The sequence below is a fragment of the Mesobacillus subterraneus genome, assembly GCF_003937825.1.
GTDB lineage: Bacteria > Bacillota > Bacilli > Bacillales > Cytobacillaceae > Mesobacillus > Mesobacillus subterraneus.
Window position 1 is genome coordinate 1 of the sequence record NZ_RSFW01000007.1, and the last position, 16756, is coordinate 16756.

A 16756-nucleotide genomic window follows, 5' to 3' on the forward strand; every position below is an offset into this window, starting at 1 on the left:
CCCCCTGTTTTTCTTAAAACACTAGAACCGTCCCTCTGTTTTGCCGCTGTTTTCCCTGAAATCAACTTCTGGGTAGTAGCTGTTCTTGACCAGGATATTCGGTCCGAGGCAGGTGACGGCTGGGCAGTGGCAGTTTAGTTCCTTGGCGATTTCGGTTTGTTGCCATTTTTGGTGGGCGTCCTGAAGCTTGGTTGTCTGGATGTTGCCTAGTGGCGGGGTGTCGCCGAAGTCGGTGACGATGATGTCGCCGTTGAAGATATTGACGTTCAGGCGGGAACGGCCATCTGGGTCATTCCTGACGGTCACGTTTTTGCTGCGGTAGAGGCGCTTCAGTAAATCAAGATCCTCTTTCCGGTCGCTGCAGGCGTAGAATGGCAGTGTGCCGAACAGCATCCAGACGTTTTCGTCACGGATGTCGAGCAGGTGATGGATCGATTCCCTAATTTCTTCGAGCGACAGCACTTCAAGACTGCTCGCGAAATCACTAGGGTACATGGGGTGCACTTCATGCCTCTGGCAATGCATCTCATCAACGATTTGCCTGTGGATCTTTTCAAGATGAGGCAGGGTGCGCTTATTCAGCATTGTCTCAGCGGAGACCATGACACCAGCCTTCACGAGCTCCCTGCTGTTTTCGATCATCCTCGTAAAATACTTTTCACGTTGCTGGTAATCCGGTTTTTTCTCCATCATCGCAAAGCCGCCTTCGACGAAGTCATCAATCGTTCCCCAATTATGGGAAATATGCAGGACGTCCAGATACGGAACGATCATTTCATAACGGGATAAATCCAGCGTTAAATTTGAGTTGATTTGCGTGCGGACTCCGCGTTCCGAAGCGTACTTCAGGAGTGGCACAACATAATTTTTTACCGAAGAAAGAGAAAGCATCGGTTCTCCGCCGGTAATGCTCAATGAGCGAAGCTTCGGGATTTCCTCCAGCCGCTGTAAAAGCAAATCCAAGGGAAGGGCGTCCGGGTCCTTTGTTTGTAGTGTGTAGCCAACGGCACAGTGCTCGCAGCGCATATTGCAGAGAGTGGTCGTCGTGAATTCAATGTTGGTGAGCTCGGGCCGGCCGTATTGTTCTATATCAAGATACGCCTCCCAGGGGTCGTGTTGAGGGGTAATGGGTTTGGTTAATGACATGATTGACTCCTTAATATAAGAAATAAGCAAACCATTTCATTATAGCCGAGGAGTCCGGTGCTATGGTATGCCGCCACCCCTATTTAAAGAACAAGAAAGGAAGGAATCATCGGATTCCTTCCCTTGCCTGGGGATGACTATTTTTTTATATCTGCCATCGGGATATACTGTTCAGAAACGACGAGTTCATTCTCCACTAAAACAAAAGGGTGAGTTTCCATTAGGATCTTCTTAAGGTGTTCAGGCATTTTCTCGCCTTCATAGGCACATATCAGAGGAAATGATAATGAATTCACAGCTTCGTCGACGATCTTCTCAAAATCTTCTATTAAATGCAGGGGATCTTTCATGGTTGCCCACTCCACATGGGCCCAGGACCGGAAAGGGATTTCTTTTTCGAGGTATGGCTGAACCATTTGGGTAAAGTAGTCTGTAATTGCTGGAGGATGATAACTGCCACTTGAATAATAAAAATCAAAGTTGTTTACAAAATGAACAAGTTCCATCTGATCTTTCGATAACCTTGTGCTAAGCACTTTATGAATCATGGGGTATACACGTTCATTTTCAACTAAGATCACGTAATCTCCCGCCTCAATACCATCCTGGATGAAGCCCACAACCTGTTCGATGTAGCTTTCAGATTCTTTATACGAATACAGTACATGAACACTTCTTTCATTCTCGAATAATTGGTTCATATTACTTCTCAAGTAATCACCCCTTCTCAACGCTGATTATACTATACATCTGGATCAAATAGGGAAGTTTTTGGAAAAACAGGGGGACGGTTCTTGTGTTTTGGTGAAACAGCAGAACCGTCCCCCTGTTTTGCAGGAATATGTTCGGCGGAATACGGGTATTAATTGATAAAAGAATATAGGATAGACTAAATCAATCAGGAGGTGTCCACATGTCGTTTGAATATGCGGAGGAAGATGGCCGGTTTGTTGCGAAGGATGCGGACGGGCTTGAGGTTGGGGAAGTGACGTTTACCCGTGACGGGGATGAGGTCCTGGTGATCAACCATACAGGAGTCGACCCGGCGAATCGGGGCCAGGGTGTGGCGGAGGAACTGGTTCGCCTGGTCGTCGACAAGGCGAAGAAGGAAGGGATGAAGGTCGATCCAGTTTGTTCTTTTGCTAAAAAAGAGTTCGACCGGAAGTCTGATTATAAAGATGTTTTACAGCAATAAAGGATGAGCCTTTGGGTTTTCTCAAAGGCTCTTATCGTTGACACCAAGTCATGCCCATGATAAAATTATCTCGAATTCAAGATATTGTTTTTTAAGCGGTAAAAAAGGATAGAGTAATGGTAGATATTTTTTGGGTATATATCTCGATTCCAAGATAAAAGGAGAGGGACTATGAACGAATTAAGAGGGATTCACCATGTAACTGCAATTACGAGCAGCGCTGAGAAGAATTATGAGTTTTTCACCTATGTACTGGGCATGCGCCTGGTGAAAAAAACGGTCAACCAGGATGACATCCGTACGTATCATTTGTTTTTTGCGGATGACAAGGGAAGTGCCGGAACGGATATGACGTTCTTCGATTTCCCTGGCATTCCGAAGGGAACGCACGGAACAGATGAGATCTACAAAACTGCATTCCGCGTGCCGACGGATGCTGCGCTGGATTACTGGGTCAAGCGCTTCGATAAGTACGATGTCAAGCACAGCGGCATAAAGGAACTTTTCGGCAAGAAAACGATCTCATTCGTCGACTTTGACGATCAGCAATATATGCTGGTTTCCGATGAGTTCAACAAGGGAGTGGCTTCCGGGACGCCATGGCAGGACGGTCCTGTTCCTTTGGAATTTGCGATCACCGGACTGGGGCCAATCCACCTCCGCATCTCCCGCTTCGATTATTTTAAAGAAGTGCTGGAAAAAGTCATGCATATGAAAGAAATCGCCCATGAAGGATCATTGCACCTATTCGAAATGGGTGAAGGCGGGAACGGCGCACAGGTCATCGTCGAGGATAATAAAGTCCTGCCGGCAGGACGCCAGGGCTTCGGCACCGTGCACCATGCGGCTTTCCGCGTTGCGGATACGTCCGTCCTGTATGAATGGATTGAGCACATGAAAGCAGCCGGTTTTGGCACATCTGGCTATGTCGACCGCTTCTTCTTTGAATCATTATACGCACGCGTAGCCCCAGGCATCCTGTTCGAATGGGCAACCGACGGCCCAGGCTTCATGGGTGACGAGCCTTACGAAACGCTTGGGGAAAAACTGTCGCTGCCGCCATTCCTTGAACCAAAGCGCGAGCAGATCGAAAAATTTGTGAGACCGATCGATACGGTCCGCAGCACGCGCAAAATTGAAAAAGAGTATCTATAAGTTTTGTTTGTCCCGGGCGTTTTGTGGAAATACCTTAATGTAGTCTCAAAAAAAGGGAGGCAAACAATATGGTCAAATTAGCCGTGATTTTTTACAGCATGGGTGGAACGAATTATCAGCTTTCAAAATGGGCAGCTGAAGGCGGCAAGGAAGAAGGAGCCGAGGTCAAGGTTTTTAAAGTGAAGGAATTGGCTCCTCAATCCGCGATTGAAGGGAACGAAGCGTGGAAGGCAACAGTGGAGGCGACGAAGGATGTTCCGGAAGTGACCCCGGAAGATCTTGAGTGGGCAGACGCGATCATCTTCAGCGTCCCTACACGTTTCGGGAACATGCCGTCGCAAATGAAGCAATTCCTTGATACGACAGGCGGCCTGTGGGCGAAAGGGAAACTGGTGAACAAGGTCGTCAGCGCGATGTCCTCAGCCCAGAACTCGCATGGCGGACAAGAAGCAACCATCCTGTCACTCTACACAACGATGTACCACTGGGGCGCAATCGTTGCAGCACCTGGCTACACAGATCCTGTTACATTCGCTGCCGGCGGCAATCCGTACGGAACAAGCGTAACCGTAGACCAGGACGGCAACATGGTCGAGGACGTTCAAGCAGCGGTGAAGCACCAGGCGAAGCGTACCGTGACGGTGGCTGAGTGGGTGACGAAAGGGAATCAATAAGGTGAAAGGAGGCGAACTTAGTTCGCCTCCTTTTCTTTATAGCGATAGCCATTTTTCCTCAGTCGTGAATTCCACCCTCAGCAGCCGTGTTTCAGAGATGAACCCGGCGCTTTCAAGTGTGGCCTTCGATTTTTTGTTATACCAGTTGCAGCCGGTGATGGGCTTGATGCCATTTTCACGGCAGATGTCCTTTAGGTGCATCATCATGCTCCTGCCAGCGCCTTTCCGGCGGTGTTTCTCCATTGTGTAAATACCGAGGCTGCTTGCGTTTTTAAGGATGAGTCCGGTTTCCAGAAGGCCGAACCCGAGAGTTTCTTCTCCATCTTTTAAAACATAGAGCTGGTGCGTTTCCTTTTTTCGCGGATGGAGCAGGAAGTCGAAATGATTGTTGGTTAGCCGGAGGATTTCTTGCAAATCCTCAGGGCTGGCTGGCGTGAAATGGCTCCTTGGGAACTCAGGTGGGCGGACAGGCGCATTGCTCGTGGTGAAAAGGTAGGCTTGCATGGTTACGGACTTATGGAAGTCCATCGCGGTGGCGAGAAAGAATTCATAGTTTGTAGCAACCATTGCGCTCTTGATCTCGTATTGGGTAAGGATTGTTTCAAAGATCCTCTGGAAATGGCGGATCGCTTCTGGGGCGAGTGCGAATTGAGTGAGTACCGTAAAACCTTGAACATCAAACACATTCTCACAAAAAGCGAAAGAGCCTAGAGCGGTGCCGTCAATCTCAATAGTAAAGCATTTGGAGTCCAAGATCAGCTCTTCCTGGAAGCTTTCCAACAATTCGTCTTCCTTCGGTACATAACTGCCCTCGGTAAAAGTGATTTTCATTTTATCAGCCCCATTTCAGTTGTTTTTGTCTATGGATAACCAATAAAAAGACGCCTTTGATCAACAAAGACGTCGCAACTGAACGGGGTTTAGCTCATGGTGGCGATCAAAATGACATCTGCGTTAATCAGGATTCTCCTATTGATCATCATTTTGGCCACCCTCCTTTTGGATAAAATCATTCCTAATTCCTTTATAGCACGTAGGAGGAGCAGGTTCAATAAGTTTGGATGAAAATGGAATTTTACCTTATCTGCAGTGTGGGGATGGTGGTTTGGTTTTAGTCCTGTTGAAATCGCAATAATGAAAAGGCTTTCCCATTCAACCTCATAAAAAAAGCACCCACCCAGGGTGCCGTCAAACATATCTCCGCAAGTAAGACCCGATAATGATCCACGCGCCTCCATACATACCGCCAATCAGGATCCCAGCCAGCAGTGGATTCAAAGGGACGAGTCCAAAAAGGTAAACAATTACGATGGGTGTTTGAAGGATCAAGAGCAGGGAGCTGTAGCGAGGTGTGCTGGTGTGGTACAGAATGGCATATCCGAGGGGCAGGGCTCCGAGATGGATGGCGATGCTGCCGATGCCTGTGCTGATGTTGATAAAGTCGAGCAAGGCTCCGAATCCGATCAGTCCGTGGAATAGGAATCCGGCTGCACCGAGACCGAACAGGCCCAGTCCGAATGCCGAGAGGAAGAAGCCTAATTTCCAGAGCCCTCCTCCGGCAGAGGGGTCCTGGTTCCGGAAAGCAAACAGGCCGTGCAATAAAAGCCAGGAAGAGACCAATAGCATAAGGTTGTTTAAGTAATAGGCGAAGTGGCTTGTGTCATGAAGGATGGCGTCAGCGCCGGGTGTCAGATCAAGATAGCCTTGCCAGATCCAGTTTGCACCCATCAGGAACCCGCCAATAATGGCTGCGCTGCCGGCAAAGCGAAGCTGGCTTTCCTTGCAATTTGATGAAGCCGCCATATGCTCATCACTCCTCTGATGATGGTATGATAAATATATGGATGGTACTGGGTATATATTCCTTTCAGATGAACCGCCGCTTTCCTTTTTCAAGGAAGGGTATAGTAAGGAAAAGCAGTAGGAAAAAAAGGAGGAAAGCCAATGACAACCAATGAATCCGGCTGGAACTTTGATAACAGCTATGCAAGGCTGCCGAACATCTTTTTCAGTTTGCAAAACCCAACGCCTGTAAAAGAGCCAAAAATGGTCATTTTTAATAAAAAATTGGCCAAGAAACTCGGCCTGCACAGTGATGAAATGAAGGCAGAGCTGCTTGCCGGAAACGAGATTCCCGAGGGAGGCACACCACTTGCACAGGCATATGCCGGGCATCAGTTCGGACATTTCAATATGCTTGGTGATGGTCGTGCCATCCTGCTTGGCGAACAAATCACGCCTGATGGCAACCGGATTGATATCCAGCTGAAAGGACCGGGTCGCACACCGTATTCCCGCGGGGGCGACGGGCGTGCCGGGCTTGGGCCGATGCTGCGCGAATACATCATCAGTGAAGCGATGCATGCGCTTGGCATCCCGACCACCCGCAGTCTGGCCGTGGTCACAACAGGTGAACAAATTATCCGCGAAACGATGCAGCCGGGTGCGATCCTGACCCGCGTAGCATCAAGCCATCTGCGTGTCGGTACATTCCAATTCGCCGCAAACTGGGGAAAGAAGGACAATCTTCAGAACCTGGCAGACTATGCGATCAAGCGCCATTACCCAGAGATTGAAGGGGAAAATGACCGCTATGTTCAGCTGCTAAAAGGCGTGATCAAGCGCCAGGCTGAATTGATTGCAAAGTGGCAAATGGTTGGTTTCATCCATGGTGTCATGAATACGGATAATATGACGATCAGCGGCGAGACGATAGATTACGGTCCATGCGCGTTCATGGATACGTATGACCCGGCGACCGTCTTCAGTTCGATCGACAGGGAAGGCCGATATGCATACGGCAATCAGCCGTATATCGGCGGCTGGAATTTATCGAGGTTTGCAGAAGCACTGCTGCCATTGCTGCATGATGACGAAGATCAAGCTGTCAAGCTGGCAGAGGAAGCTCTGTCCGAATTCCCGGAGCTTTTTGAAACAGCCTTTATCAACGGAATGAGAGCTAAACTCGGTATTTTTAATACTGAAAAAGAAGATAAAACACTCATCTCAGAACTGCTTAATCTGATGCAAAAGCATAAAGCGGATTTTACAAATACCTTCCGGGCTTTGACGTCCAATCAGGAAACGGACTTGTTCAAAGAAGAGGGATTCACGAACTGGCATGAAAAGTGGCAGGCCAGACTCAGCCGCCAGGAGGAATCGAAGGAAGCTTCACAGCAGCTGATGCTCGACAGCAATCCAGCCATAATCCCGCGCAACCACAAGGTGGAAGAAGCGCTGGAGGCGGCGGTCAAAGGGGACTTTACTGTAATGGAGAACCTGCTTCAGGTATTGGCCGATCCTTATGCCCATACACAAGAACAGACCGAATTCTGCAAGCCGGCTCCGCCATCGGCAAAACCATACAGGACCTTCTGCGGGACGTGATTTTTCAAGCAGTCAAATTGAGTTTGGCTGCTTACCTGGCTTTGTCTATTTTACCCATGGCAATACAAGGGACCTAGGTGCCGATGTTGGTGATTTCATCGAAATGGCCAACCAGGTTCAGCTATAAAAACAAAAGCAACGCCAAAGCCGCGTTGCTTTTGTCATTTTCCCCTCATGAAAGAGTGGTACCATTCCTCCCAATCGAATCCGAGCGAGTAGGTGACGGATTTTGACTCCAGCTTTGAGCAGCCATGGACACAACTGCCGCCAATGATGAACCTGAGCGACGGATTTTTTTCTAGACAGTCTTGGATCCAGTTGTTGACCTTTTTGGTCGGAGCGGGGTTCGTCATCGAAATTGCAACAACAGAAATATCCTTCATTTTGATCACATCTGCTAACCCATCCAAAGGCGTGTTCGGCCCGAGGTAAATTACTTCGTTTCCTTTTTTCTTTAAAAACAGGCTGAAGATCAGCAGCCCGATCTGGTGATGCTCTCCTTCGGGGCAGAATGCCAGCACTCTTGGAAGCACGGGATTTACAGGAAGTACACGCAGGAATTGGGTACATCGGTTGATGATAAACTGGGACGAGAAATGCTCCTGGGCCACACTGATGGCGCCCTTCTCCCACTCATCGCCAACCTTATACAAAACATTGACCAATATGTGATGAAAAACTTCTTCATAGTCGTACAAGGAAAAAGCAAGATCAGCAATCGAGTTCGCTTCCTGGGCATCAAGATTGATCAGCGCCTTGTAAAGCTTTTCTTTTAATTCTTCATATTTATCACTCTCGGCTGGAAGCACAGGGGCTGGAGGAGTGTCCTGTAACATTCGGACAGCGTCACTGATTTTTATCTTTTTTTCATGCACCTGTTCCTTGATCCATTTCAATGTGTCTACATCATTTTGGCTATACAGACGGTGCCCTCCCTCAGTCCGGGTAGGGGTCACGACGTTGTAGCGGTTTTCCCATGCCCTGATCGTTACAGCCGGAATATCCAGTAATTCAGAAACTTGCTTGATGCTATACAAAATATTTCACCTCCATTCCCCATTATAGATAAGTTATACAAAAGTTACACATGGAAAATCCTTATAAACAGCGGGTTTTAATTTTATTATAAAAAACATTTGCCATATTTGTATAGGTTTTGTATAATTAAACTTGTAAGGTTATACAAAAATTATACAATGGGTGGTGTCATAATGAAAACATTAAATCTGGTATCATTAGTATTGCTTATTGTCGGCGGTTTAAATTGGCTTTTGGTTGGCTTGTTTGAATGGGATCTAGTCGGCGGCCTTTTCGGAGGCATGGACAGCCCGATCGCGAAAGTAGTCTACATCCTGGTCGGCCTCGCAGCACTGTACGGATTCACGCTTTTATCAAAAGTGAACAAATAAGCAGGAATGGAATCGAGTATGCCATGTCATACTCGATTTTTTTGTGACTTTTACAGAAATCCTTCGATCTTCTTTTAAGAAGCTGCTAATTTAGGTGTTATTCCATGGGTGGAGGATCTTACCCGTGGCGGGCGATTTATTCCCCGTTGGGAGGAGGATATTCCCCGTTGGGCAGAGGATATTCCCCGTTGGAGACGATTTATTCCCCGTTGGCCGGAGGATATTCCCCGTTGCAAGCGATTTATTCCCCGTTGGATGAAAACGGCCGTTTTTCAGCTTGCCAGTTACGGCTCGAGCGGTTTATGATGCCATTAGGCAAGTCCTAAATATTGGGTGGAGGGGGCAACAAATATGGAGGACGTCATCAACTTGCTTGATTCAAGAAAGCCGGGTGTTACTGAAAAGGATATAATCTCAGCCGAGAAAGAGTTGGATGCAGTTTTCCCAGCAGAATACAAAGAGCTTTTTAAAAAGACGAACAATGCTGAGGTTGGAGAATGGACGCTGTTTCCTATAAAAGACCCTAAAAATATAAAGCGGACCTGGGATGACGTGGTGAGGCAGAATAAAGAGGCAAGAGATGAAGGAATGGCAGGCGACCTTGTTACCATTGGGGAGGATGGAACCGGAGACAAGCTGTGTTACCGCATCGTCGATCAGGCAATGGAAGACCAAGTGTATCTCTGGAATCACGAAAGTGGCGAATTGGAAGAAATGGCTTCCAGCCTGAAAGAATTCATCCTTTCGTATTCTGAAGTTGATTAAAAACACGTGAATGTCTATTCTAAAATTAAAACCCTTAACCCAGGAGAGAGCGACATGGATAAAAGAGAGATTGAATACAAGATTACAGAATTAAAGGACGAGTACCTTCAGCTCCAGCATAATCTTGAAAAATTGGAGTCTGTCAAAGGCAACCTGCATCCGCTGGAAAAACGGCTGGCGGCCATCGAAGAGGAATTAAGTTCCTTGAACATGATGCTGCGTGAAAAGTAGAAAGTAAGAGTGCGAGACGAATCGCGCTCTTTTTTATTGGCTAAAATCCGACACGTTTGTCAAAAAAACAAGAAATGTTTTATTGCCATATAAGGGTAAAATATGTAACTTTTATCCATGTTCCTCGTTTATAAGAGTGAAAAGACGTTTGAAAAATTAATCATTGCAAACGTTTCTGAACTCAAGGGGGATGGGGAATGAAAAAGCTTATTCTGTGTGTTGTTCTTTTTGTATCAATGCTGTTTACCGGGGCACCGGCACTGGCTGCAGGCGGTGAAATCATCATCATCAATAAGTCGAACAATCAACTGGCTTATTATAAGAATAATAAACTGGTTAAAACCTTCAAGGTGGGAACGGGCAGGATGCCTTCTTATACACCGGAGGGCAAGTTCAAGATCGTCAACAAAATCAAGAACCGACCTTATTACACTGGAAAAATTCCTGGCGGCGACCCGAGGAATCCGCTCGGCAACAGATGGCTGGGGATCAATGCGAGGGGGACGTGGGGAACCACTTATGCAATCCACGGCAACAATAATCCGAAGTCGATCGGGGGATATGTGAGCGGCGGCTGCATCCGGATGTACGATAACGAAGTGGAATGGCTGTATGACCAGGTAAAGGTTGATACCCCTGTCATCATCACGACTTCCAAGAAGTCCTTCAATTCCATTGCAGCAGCCAATGGATACAAGGTAACGGGCGGGACTGCTGTGCCTGTGTCTGCCGTTCCTGCAAGCTCTGTCCTGAAAAAGGGCATGAAGGGTGCGCAGGTAAAGGAGTTGCAGAAGGTCCTGACCAACAAAGGCTATAGCACGAAGGGAATCGACGGAGTCTTCGGCCCGGCAACAGAGGCGGCGGTCAAGAAATTCCAAAAGGATAAAAAACTGACGGCCGACGGGGTAGTGGGTCCTGCGACTAAAAAGGCACTTGGAATGAAATGATAGCAAAGGAGCAGCGCTGGCATAGCGCTGCTCCTGTTTTATTGAAGGATGATCCCTGCGAAATAACCTTTCAGCACTTCTTTTTCGTACTGATTTTTACATGAAAAAGTGGCCATAATGGCCATTCGGTTTTTCTCTTGGAGCTCATATTGCTCGATTTTTACTTCACATACGATGGTATCGCCTGTAAAAACAGGCCTCAGAAACTCAAAATTCATTGTATGCGCAAGTACATTATTGTCTCCGCCGACCTTTGTCGGGAGGGTGGCTGTCAACAAGCCTTGAATGACAAGCCGGCCCTTTTCATCCGGTGTTCGATGATGAATGCCTTCATCACCTGAAATCTCTGTGAACAACTCAACATCCCTCGCTGAAAAAGTCCGCTCAAATGAAATGATCTCCCCAACTTTTAATGACATCCACATTTCCCCCTTGTGGTGAATCCTGTATTTTTAATATTAATCTGAATATTATGATTATATCAAGCGGAAGGATTAACACATTTATATGTTGAAATAGTTGGTGTGAGCAAGGATGAGGGGGAGAGGTATTGAGCTTCGCATATCTGTTAGTTTCGTTTTTTACTATTTTATCTGTGGCGATCCTGGTTTTCTGGATTTTAAAAAGAAAGGAAAAGAAGTTCAGGTTTGTGATTTTGGCGGTTCCAATTATTCTTGGAATTGCATATGGATGTACCTATATTCCGCATAAAATCGTCAATATAGCTCCAGAAGAAGTTTCGAAGATTCATATTTTTGATGGCACCACCGGGTACGAGGCCGAAATCACTGACAAAGCGCAGATTCTGCATATCATCAATAATTTGAACGGAGTGACCTTCCAAAAAGACAAATCAGCACTGGGGTATCTGGGATACAGCTTCAACACAACCATTTTTAATCAGGATGGAAAAGTCGTAAATGAGTTCATCATCAACTCAAATGATACGATTCGGTATAAAGGGTTCTTCTACACTGCAAAAAACCAGACAGTGGATTATGACTATATCGAACAGCTGGTTAGAAAGTAAGTTGTGAATCCAGTGAAACATTTTATGGATATAAACGTATAAAATGTAAAAGGCTGGAGGGATTTTTAACATGAAAAGATTCTATCGATCAACACGGGATAAGCAATTATCAGGTGTGCTGGGCGGTTTAAGCGAAATGTATGGAATTGATGTCAGCATTCTTCGGATTCTTACGGTATTGTCCGGTTTCTTTACCGGCGGGATAGTTTGGTTGATTTACCTGATTGCTGCAGCGGTCATGCCGACGGATAAGCAGCTGAAGGGGTGAAGAATTTAGGTCGGAAAGAAACTCTGAGTTGGAGGGATAGAAATTAAACTATATCTTCTGGCACTGTTCTTTTGTTTGAGCTTGATCGCCACGGGTTGTTCCCAAAGTGTTGAAGATACGGAAAACTACTCCGGCGTCATCGGAGAAGCCAAGGCTTTGGGGTATGAGTATCGGGTAACAAAAGAACGCGAGCAATTTAACTGGATGATTGGATACAAAGGAAAGGTAACGATGATTGAAGAGACAAGCGGCAACAAAGAAGGTTTAGAGAGGTTCATGCTTAATGTCAACAGAAGCCAAACAGCCCTGGGAACGCTCCTGATTTCATTGTTCTATCTAGTTATTGTGGTCATTACAACTCTAATCATCCTGAAGAAAAACCGAAAGATGCTTAAAAATAGTGCTCCGGTTATAACCTTACTGGCAGGGATTGCGATCTATGTCGCCATCGAAGCATCGACCGACTTAATGGGTGCTTTGCAGGAGGCAAAATATTTTTATACGTTGATCAGTAAATGAAGGCCTTGATCGATCAATCAGTATCAACGCTCTTTTACAGGAAAAGAGAAGTCTTGCAACAAATATATAATTGCCAAAAGTGTTGGAGGAGTCTGCATGAAAATTGAATATGGAATCGTCATTTTGTCACTTTGTATTTTGGTGAGTGGGTACTGGATTGGAAGTGCCCTAAAGAAGGAGTCAAGGCCCCCAGTAAGTGCAGGGGTTGAGGAAGTCTTAACATTAACAGAAGCGTCTAACTACCTGGGGTTGAGTGAGGAAGATATCAAAAAAGTCATAAGCCAGGAAGAGGAGTTTTTACAAACAACTGGATCATTTTCTGGAATGATGTTTCCATACACAAAGGTATACGACGAGTATGTCTTTTCAAAAAAATCGCTGGATGAGTGGTTAGAGGAAAGCACAAAAAATCGTAAAGTGTATGGTGCAGATGGGATTGGGAACTAAGGAAAACAAGTGAGAGTTAGTAGTGGATAGATAAGGAGGAAGTCACTATGGAAGTAATCTCCGGAATCGCCGTATTGCTATTTGTTTTTTTCGTCATTAATTCCTTTTTATCGATCGAGAAAGAGTTAAAGAAACTCAATGCTACGAATGAAAGGATCGTGGAGCTGCTAGAAAAAAAGGAGAGAAATACGTGAAGAAAACTTTTGATAAATGGGATAAGGTTCAGGAGGCAGTGACAGTGGCGGCTGCTATAGTCGTATTCATCTCGATTACAAATGATAATTACCTCTGGACCAAAAGTGCATTCAGTCTATTGATCGTAGCCAATCTGGTCCTTATTGGTGTTCGCAGTTTTGTAGAAAATAAGAAGGCCTTTTTTCCTTATATCATTCTTGGTCTGGCCGGGGTGATTTTTTTCCTGACGGTTACAAACCTGATTCTGGCAGCATAAGCGATTCTTTTTGGAAAATGGTGATGAAGTGGAAAAAAAAGGTAGAAGGGAAAACAATGACTCTAAGAAAAATATTCAATATCATAGGTATTTTCATTTTTGGCGGGATCGCGTTGACGAATGTCACGAGTCCGGTTCCTGACAAGTATTTCATCGGGTTTGTCCTTTTTAATGTGGGTAGTGCAATCCTCTATTTCTTTTTAGTCAACATCTACTTTATCGGCGGCGTATGGAGAAAGGTATTTTATGCAGTGTTAAGTTTAATAGCGGTTACCAGCTTAGTTATAGCGGTGTATCTCTGGGCCACCCAGGTGCCGCATTGATCTGATCGGGAGTTCATCTGACAAGGATGGGCTTTTTTTATGCTTCCAAAAGGCATTTTAGCTGGAAATTTAAAGGGTATGGGTATATTGGAAAATTTTTATAAAGGGATGAACGTATAGAAGCTTTCTAATGATACATATCAACTTGGACCCTGTATATTTTTCCTAATGCGAGAAAAGATAAGATGACAAATTGGAGGAGGGTTTTCATTTTGGATCAGGACAAAAAAACGAACCAGGAAGATGTGAAACGCGAGACGTTGACGACTCGCCAGGGCCATCCGGTAAGGGACAACCAAAACATCCGGACGATCGGCAACCGGGGGCCGGCCACTCTCGAGAACTATCATTTTATCGAAAAGATTTCCCACTTTGACCGTGAAGAGGTTCCGGAGCGAGTGGTTCATGCACGAGGGTCTGGTGCTTTCGGGTATTTTGAGACGTATGGCAAAGTAGGCGATGAGCCCGTAGAGATGTACACACGCGCAAAGGTTTTTTCAGGCGCCGGTAAAAAAACACCGCTGATGGTTCGTTTCTCCACAGTTGCTGGTGCGAAGGATTCGCCGGAAACAGCACGTGATCCTCGCGGTTTCGCGGTAAAAATGTATACCGAGGAAGGCAACTGGGATCTTGTCGGCAACAACCTGAAAATTTTCTTCATCCGTGATGCGATGAAATTTCCAGATATGATTCATGCGTTCAAAGCGGATCCAGCTTCGAACGTGCCAAATCCGGAGCGGATGTTTGACTTCGTTTCACGTACACCGGAAGCGACACATATGATCACCTTCCTGTTCTCGCCATGGGGAATTCCGGCGACTTACCGCCATATGCAGGGTTCAGGCGTTAATACGTATAAATGGGTAAACGCCAATGGTGAGGCTGTGCTCGTGAAGTATCACTGGGAACCGAAGCAGGGGATCCGCAACCTGACGCAAGAAGAGGCAAATGAGATTCAGGCGAAGAACGTCGGGCATGCAACACAGGATTTATATGAAGCGATTGAGAAAGGGGAATATCCGGAATGGGAGCTATTTGTCCAGATCATGGAGGACGATTACCATCCGGAACTCGATTTTGACCCGCTAGATGATACGAAGCTTTGGCCAGAGGATCAGTTCCCATGGCTGCCGGTTGGCCGCATGGTCCTTGACCGGAATCCGGTCGATTTTCACGCTGAGATTGAGCAGGCGGCCTTTGGTACAGGGGTTCTTGTGGATGGCATGGATTTCTCGGATGATAAAATGCTGCAGGGGAGGACGTTCTCCTATTCTGATACGCAGCGCTACCGTGTTGGGGCCAACTACCTGAAGTTGCCGGTGAACGCGCCGAAAGCACCTGTGCGCACGAACCAGCACCGCGGGCAAATGGACACCCGTGACCCGAAAGAGTCCGGAGACAATCCGCATATCAACTATGAACCATCAATGCTCGGCGGGTTTGAGGAAGCACGCAGTGAAAATAAACCGCATCACCCAACCTATAATGCGGCAGCAATGAGTGCGCCGATTGACCGCCCGAACAACTATGGCCAGGCCGGACACACATACCGCAGCTTTGAGGATTGGGAGCGCGACGAATTGATCAAAAACCTGTCCGAAGCACTTGCGGCATGCAACAAAAAGATCCAGGATGCGATGATCGAGCATTTCACGCAGGCTGATGAAGACTATGGCCGCCGGGTGAAGGAAGGCATCGAAATGAGAACGAAAGAATTGAAGGAAGCATCGGCTGAGAGCTCCGTTCCGGGCCGTGAAGCCGGCAAGTCAAAGTATGGACAAGGGTCACTGGCTGCTAACGAAGCAACAAGAGACGCAGTGAACAAAAGCCACGAGGCCGATCCTTATTAAAAGCGAAAGGGCTGCATGGAGAGTCGATTGCTCAGACTCCCTTGCAGTCTTTTTTATATAATGTTTCATCCTGCAGGCTCACGGGAAGATGGATAGGATAGTCCAAATGGATTGGAGGAACTTGAAATGGCTAAAACGATTTTCATCACGGGTGCCGGAAGCGGGCTTGGCAGAGGCGCAGCACTCGGTCTTGCGAAAAAAGGCCACCGAGTGATTGCGACGACTGAGCTGACCTCCCAAAAGACAGACCTGATGAGGGAAGTGGAGGAGCAGAATCTTGATATAGAAGTGTTCAAGCTAGACATTACCAACGAGCGGGACCGGGAACAAATTAAGGAATACGACTTTGACGTGTTTGTCGCCAATGCAGCGATCAATGAAGGCGGACCGCTTGCGGAGGTGCCGATGGACCGGTTTCGCACCCTGTTCGAGGTGAACGTATTCGCTACGCTTGAAACAGTGCAGCTCGCTGCGCGAAAACTTGTGGAAAAAGGCAGCGGGAAGATTGTTTTCATGAGCTCGATGGCCGGGATTTCGGCAACACCTTATGTTGGGCCATACACCGCGACAAAGCATGCGATTGAAGGAATTGCACAAACGATGAAGTCGGAGCTTGAAGAGTTCAATGTAAAAGTAGCAACGATCAATCCAGGAGCGTTCAAGACAGGTTTCAACGACCGGGCCGCCGAGGAAAAATGGAAATGGTTCGATGAGGAAAAGAATTTTACCCGGAAAGAGGATATGGAAAAGCAGGAAGAAGCTTTGAAAAATCAGTTCGATCCTGAGGATATGATCGATAAAATGGTTGAAATCATCCCGGCTGATCAGCACAAGTTTCGCACAGTCTACCCGGAGGAAACGGAAAAGCAGCTCAAAAAGACGGAAGAAGAACGATGGACGTTGGAGATCTAATATCGAGAGCCGGATCAATAGCGATCCGGCTCTTAATATATATAGGC

General features: G+C 46.6%; 23 protein-coding genes. 17 read left to right on the plus strand and 6 right to left on the minus strand.

Going from position 1 to position 16756, the window contains the following annotated elements; all coding sequences use genetic code 11:
* Positions 1-21: 21 nt before the first annotated feature.
* Together yfkAB and EJA10_RS04665 are read right to left on the minus strand one after the other, a co-directional pair.
* Complete coding sequence (gene yfkAB / locus EJA10_RS04660; protein ID WP_125478852.1) at positions 22-1146, minus strand: radical SAM/CxCxxxxC motif protein YfkAB; 1125 nt, start codon at positions 1144-1146, stop codon at positions 22-24.
* Between the two features lie 137 nt (positions 1147-1283).
* Complete coding sequence (locus EJA10_RS04665; protein WP_125478853.1) at positions 1284-1859, minus strand: MEDS domain-containing protein; 576 nt, start codon at positions 1857-1859, stop codon at positions 1284-1286.
* A 200-nt stretch (positions 1860-2059) separates the two neighbouring features.
* Here EJA10_RS04665 and EJA10_RS04670 point away from each other — a divergent pair, with 200 nt between their 5' ends.
* From EJA10_RS04670 to wrbA, 3 genes are all read left to right on the plus strand, one after another.
* Positions 2060-2341 (plus strand): GNAT family N-acetyltransferase, encoded by a 282-nt coding sequence (locus EJA10_RS04670; RefSeq protein WP_125478854.1) that lies wholly within the window; start codon positions 2060-2062, stop codon positions 2339-2341.
* Positions 2342-2512: 171 nt separating this feature from the next.
* Positions 2513-3496, plus strand: coding sequence for a ring-cleaving dioxygenase (locus EJA10_RS04675; protein WP_125478855.1), 984 nt, complete (start codon positions 2513-2515; stop codon positions 3494-3496).
* 68 nt (positions 3497-3564) lie between these two features.
* On the plus strand, positions 3565-4170 hold the full coding sequence (gene wrbA / locus EJA10_RS04680; RefSeq protein ID WP_125478856.1) for an NAD(P)H:quinone oxidoreductase: 606 nt from the start codon (positions 3565-3567) through the stop codon (positions 4168-4170).
* Positions 4171-4206: 36 nt separating this feature from the next.
* Here the strand turns inward: wrbA and EJA10_RS04685 are convergent, their stop codons facing one another.
* Together EJA10_RS04685 and EJA10_RS04690 are read right to left on the minus strand one after the other, a co-directional pair.
* Complete coding sequence (locus EJA10_RS04685; RefSeq protein ID WP_125478857.1) at positions 4207-5001, minus strand: GNAT family N-acetyltransferase; 795 nt, start codon at positions 4999-5001, stop codon at positions 4207-4209.
* Between the two features lie 357 nt (positions 5002-5358).
* Positions 5359-5973: a hypothetical protein gene (locus EJA10_RS04690; protein ID WP_125478858.1), complete on the minus strand. Its 615-nt coding sequence runs from the start codon at positions 5971-5973 to the stop codon at positions 5359-5361.
* Between the two features lie 141 nt (positions 5974-6114).
* Between EJA10_RS04690 and EJA10_RS04695 the strand changes: the two genes are divergently transcribed.
* Positions 6115-7557 (plus strand): protein adenylyltransferase SelO, encoded by a 1443-nt coding sequence (locus tag EJA10_RS04695; protein ID WP_125478859.1) that lies wholly within the window; start codon positions 6115-6117, stop codon positions 7555-7557.
* Positions 7558-7718: 161 nt separating this feature from the next.
* Here the strand turns inward: EJA10_RS04695 and EJA10_RS04700 are convergent, their stop codons facing one another.
* Positions 7719-8594: a MerR family transcriptional regulator gene (locus EJA10_RS04700; RefSeq protein WP_125478860.1), complete on the minus strand. Its 876-nt coding sequence runs from the start codon at positions 8592-8594 to the stop codon at positions 7719-7721.
* A gap of 174 nt (positions 8595-8768) precedes the next feature.
* Between EJA10_RS04700 and EJA10_RS04705 the strand changes: the two genes are divergently transcribed.
* From EJA10_RS04705 to EJA10_RS04715, 4 genes are all read left to right on the plus strand, one after another.
* Entirely contained in the window at positions 8769-8966 is a 198-nt protein-coding gene (locus tag EJA10_RS04705; protein ID WP_125478861.1) for a DUF378 domain-containing protein, read from the plus strand.
* Positions 8967-9317: 351 nt separating this feature from the next.
* Positions 9318-9731: an SMI1/KNR4 family protein gene (locus tag EJA10_RS04710; protein ID WP_125478862.1), complete on the plus strand. Its 414-nt coding sequence runs from the start codon at positions 9318-9320 to the stop codon at positions 9729-9731.
* 54 nt (positions 9732-9785) lie between these two features.
* On the plus strand, positions 9786-9962 hold the full coding sequence (locus EJA10_RS23255; protein ID WP_170169068.1) for an SE1832 family protein: 177 nt from the start codon (positions 9786-9788) through the stop codon (positions 9960-9962).
* Between the two features lie 197 nt (positions 9963-10159).
* Positions 10160-10909 (plus strand): L,D-transpeptidase family protein, encoded by a 750-nt coding sequence (locus EJA10_RS04715; protein WP_125478863.1) that lies wholly within the window; start codon positions 10160-10162, stop codon positions 10907-10909.
* 38 nt (positions 10910-10947) lie between these two features.
* Here EJA10_RS04715 and EJA10_RS04720 read toward each other — a convergent pair whose 3' ends face one another.
* Positions 10948-11328 carry a hotdog family protein gene (locus tag EJA10_RS04720; RefSeq protein WP_125478864.1) on the minus strand — a complete coding sequence of 127 codons (381 nt, stop codon included), beginning with the start codon at positions 11326-11328 and terminating at the stop codon, positions 10948-10950.
* Between the two features lie 131 nt (positions 11329-11459).
* Here EJA10_RS04720 and EJA10_RS04725 point away from each other — a divergent pair, with 131 nt between their 5' ends.
* The 9 genes from EJA10_RS04725 (at position 11460) to EJA10_RS04760 (ending at position 16709) form a co-directional block, all read left to right on the plus strand.
* Positions 11460-11939: a hypothetical protein gene (locus tag EJA10_RS04725; protein WP_246017688.1), complete on the plus strand. Its 480-nt coding sequence runs from the start codon at positions 11460-11462 to the stop codon at positions 11937-11939.
* A gap of 70 nt (positions 11940-12009) precedes the next feature.
* A complete protein-coding gene (locus EJA10_RS04730) occupies positions 12010-12207 on the plus strand; it encodes a PspC domain-containing protein (RefSeq protein ID WP_125478865.1) in 198 nt (65 codons plus the stop codon).
* A 75-nt stretch (positions 12208-12282) separates the two neighbouring features.
* Positions 12283-12726 (plus strand): hypothetical protein, encoded by a 444-nt coding sequence (locus EJA10_RS04735; protein ID WP_125478866.1) that lies wholly within the window; start codon positions 12283-12285, stop codon positions 12724-12726.
* 96 nt (positions 12727-12822) lie between these two features.
* Positions 12823-13173, plus strand: a complete 351-nt coding sequence (locus tag EJA10_RS04740; protein ID WP_125478867.1) for a helix-turn-helix domain-containing protein — start codon at positions 12823-12825, stop codon at positions 13171-13173.
* Between the two features lie 47 nt (positions 13174-13220).
* Positions 13221-13367: a hypothetical protein gene (locus tag EJA10_RS23260; RefSeq protein ID WP_170169069.1), complete on the plus strand. Its 147-nt coding sequence runs from the start codon at positions 13221-13223 to the stop codon at positions 13365-13367.
* On the plus strand, positions 13364-13624 hold the full coding sequence (locus EJA10_RS04745; protein WP_125478868.1) for a hypothetical protein: 261 nt from the start codon (positions 13364-13366) through the stop codon (positions 13622-13624). Before EJA10_RS23260 ends, EJA10_RS04745 begins: the two co-directional genes overlap by 4 nt.
* Before the next feature lie 56 nt (positions 13625-13680).
* Positions 13681-13947, plus strand: coding sequence for a hypothetical protein (locus EJA10_RS04750; protein ID WP_125478869.1), 267 nt, complete (start codon positions 13681-13683; stop codon positions 13945-13947).
* A 185-nt stretch (positions 13948-14132) separates the two neighbouring features.
* Positions 14133-15797: a catalase gene (locus EJA10_RS04755; protein WP_125478870.1), complete on the plus strand. Its 1665-nt coding sequence runs from the start codon at positions 14133-14135 to the stop codon at positions 15795-15797.
* 126 nt (positions 15798-15923) lie between these two features.
* Complete coding sequence (locus EJA10_RS04760; RefSeq protein WP_125478871.1) at positions 15924-16709, plus strand: SDR family oxidoreductase; 786 nt, start codon at positions 15924-15926, stop codon at positions 16707-16709.
* Positions 16710-16756 lie beyond the last annotated feature (47 nt).

Coding starts and splice junctions, on each gene's coding strand:
- EJA10_RS04715 (WP_125478863.1), top strand. CDS start 10,160: ATGAAAAAGCTTATTCTGTGTGTTGTTCTTTTTGTATCAATGCTGTTT.
- EJA10_RS04710 (WP_125478862.1), top strand. CDS start 9,318: ATGGAGGACGTCATCAACTTGCTTGATTCAAGAAAGCCGGGTGTTACT.
- EJA10_RS04720 (WP_125478864.1), bottom strand. CDS start 11,328: ATGTCATTAAAAGTTGGGGAGATCATTTCATTTGAGCGGACTTTTTCA.
- EJA10_RS04755 (WP_125478870.1), top strand. CDS start 14,133: ATGACAAATTGGAGGAGGGTTTTCATTTTGGATCAGGACAAAAAAACG.
- EJA10_RS23255 (WP_170169068.1), top strand. CDS start 9,786: ATGGATAAAAGAGAGATTGAATACAAGATTACAGAATTAAAGGACGAG.
- EJA10_RS04750 (WP_125478869.1), top strand. CDS start 13,681: ATGACTCTAAGAAAAATATTCAATATCATAGGTATTTTCATTTTTGGC.
- EJA10_RS04730 (WP_125478865.1), top strand. CDS start 12,010: ATGAAAAGATTCTATCGATCAACACGGGATAAGCAATTATCAGGTGTG.
- yfkAB (WP_125478852.1), bottom strand. CDS start 1,146: ATGTCATTAACCAAACCCATTACCCCTCAACACGACCCCTGGGAGGCG.
- EJA10_RS04670 (WP_125478854.1), top strand. CDS start 2,060: ATGTCGTTTGAATATGCGGAGGAAGATGGCCGGTTTGTTGCGAAGGAT.
- EJA10_RS04675 (WP_125478855.1), top strand. CDS start 2,513: ATGAACGAATTAAGAGGGATTCACCATGTAACTGCAATTACGAGCAGC.
- EJA10_RS04760 (WP_125478871.1), top strand. CDS start 15,924: ATGGCTAAAACGATTTTCATCACGGGTGCCGGAAGCGGGCTTGGCAGA.
- EJA10_RS04690 (WP_125478858.1), bottom strand. CDS start 5,973: ATGGCGGCTTCATCAAATTGCAAGGAAAGCCAGCTTCGCTTTGCCGGC.
- wrbA (WP_125478856.1), top strand. CDS start 3,565: ATGGTCAAATTAGCCGTGATTTTTTACAGCATGGGTGGAACGAATTAT.
- EJA10_RS04685 (WP_125478857.1), bottom strand. CDS start 5,001: ATGAAAATCACTTTTACCGAGGGCAGTTATGTACCGAAGGAAGACGAA.
- EJA10_RS04695 (WP_125478859.1), top strand. CDS start 6,115: ATGACAACCAATGAATCCGGCTGGAACTTTGATAACAGCTATGCAAGG.
- EJA10_RS04740 (WP_125478867.1), top strand. CDS start 12,823: ATGAAAATTGAATATGGAATCGTCATTTTGTCACTTTGTATTTTGGTG.
- EJA10_RS04705 (WP_125478861.1), top strand. CDS start 8,769: ATGAAAACATTAAATCTGGTATCATTAGTATTGCTTATTGTCGGCGGT.
- EJA10_RS23260 (WP_170169069.1), top strand. CDS start 13,221: ATGGAAGTAATCTCCGGAATCGCCGTATTGCTATTTGTTTTTTTCGTC.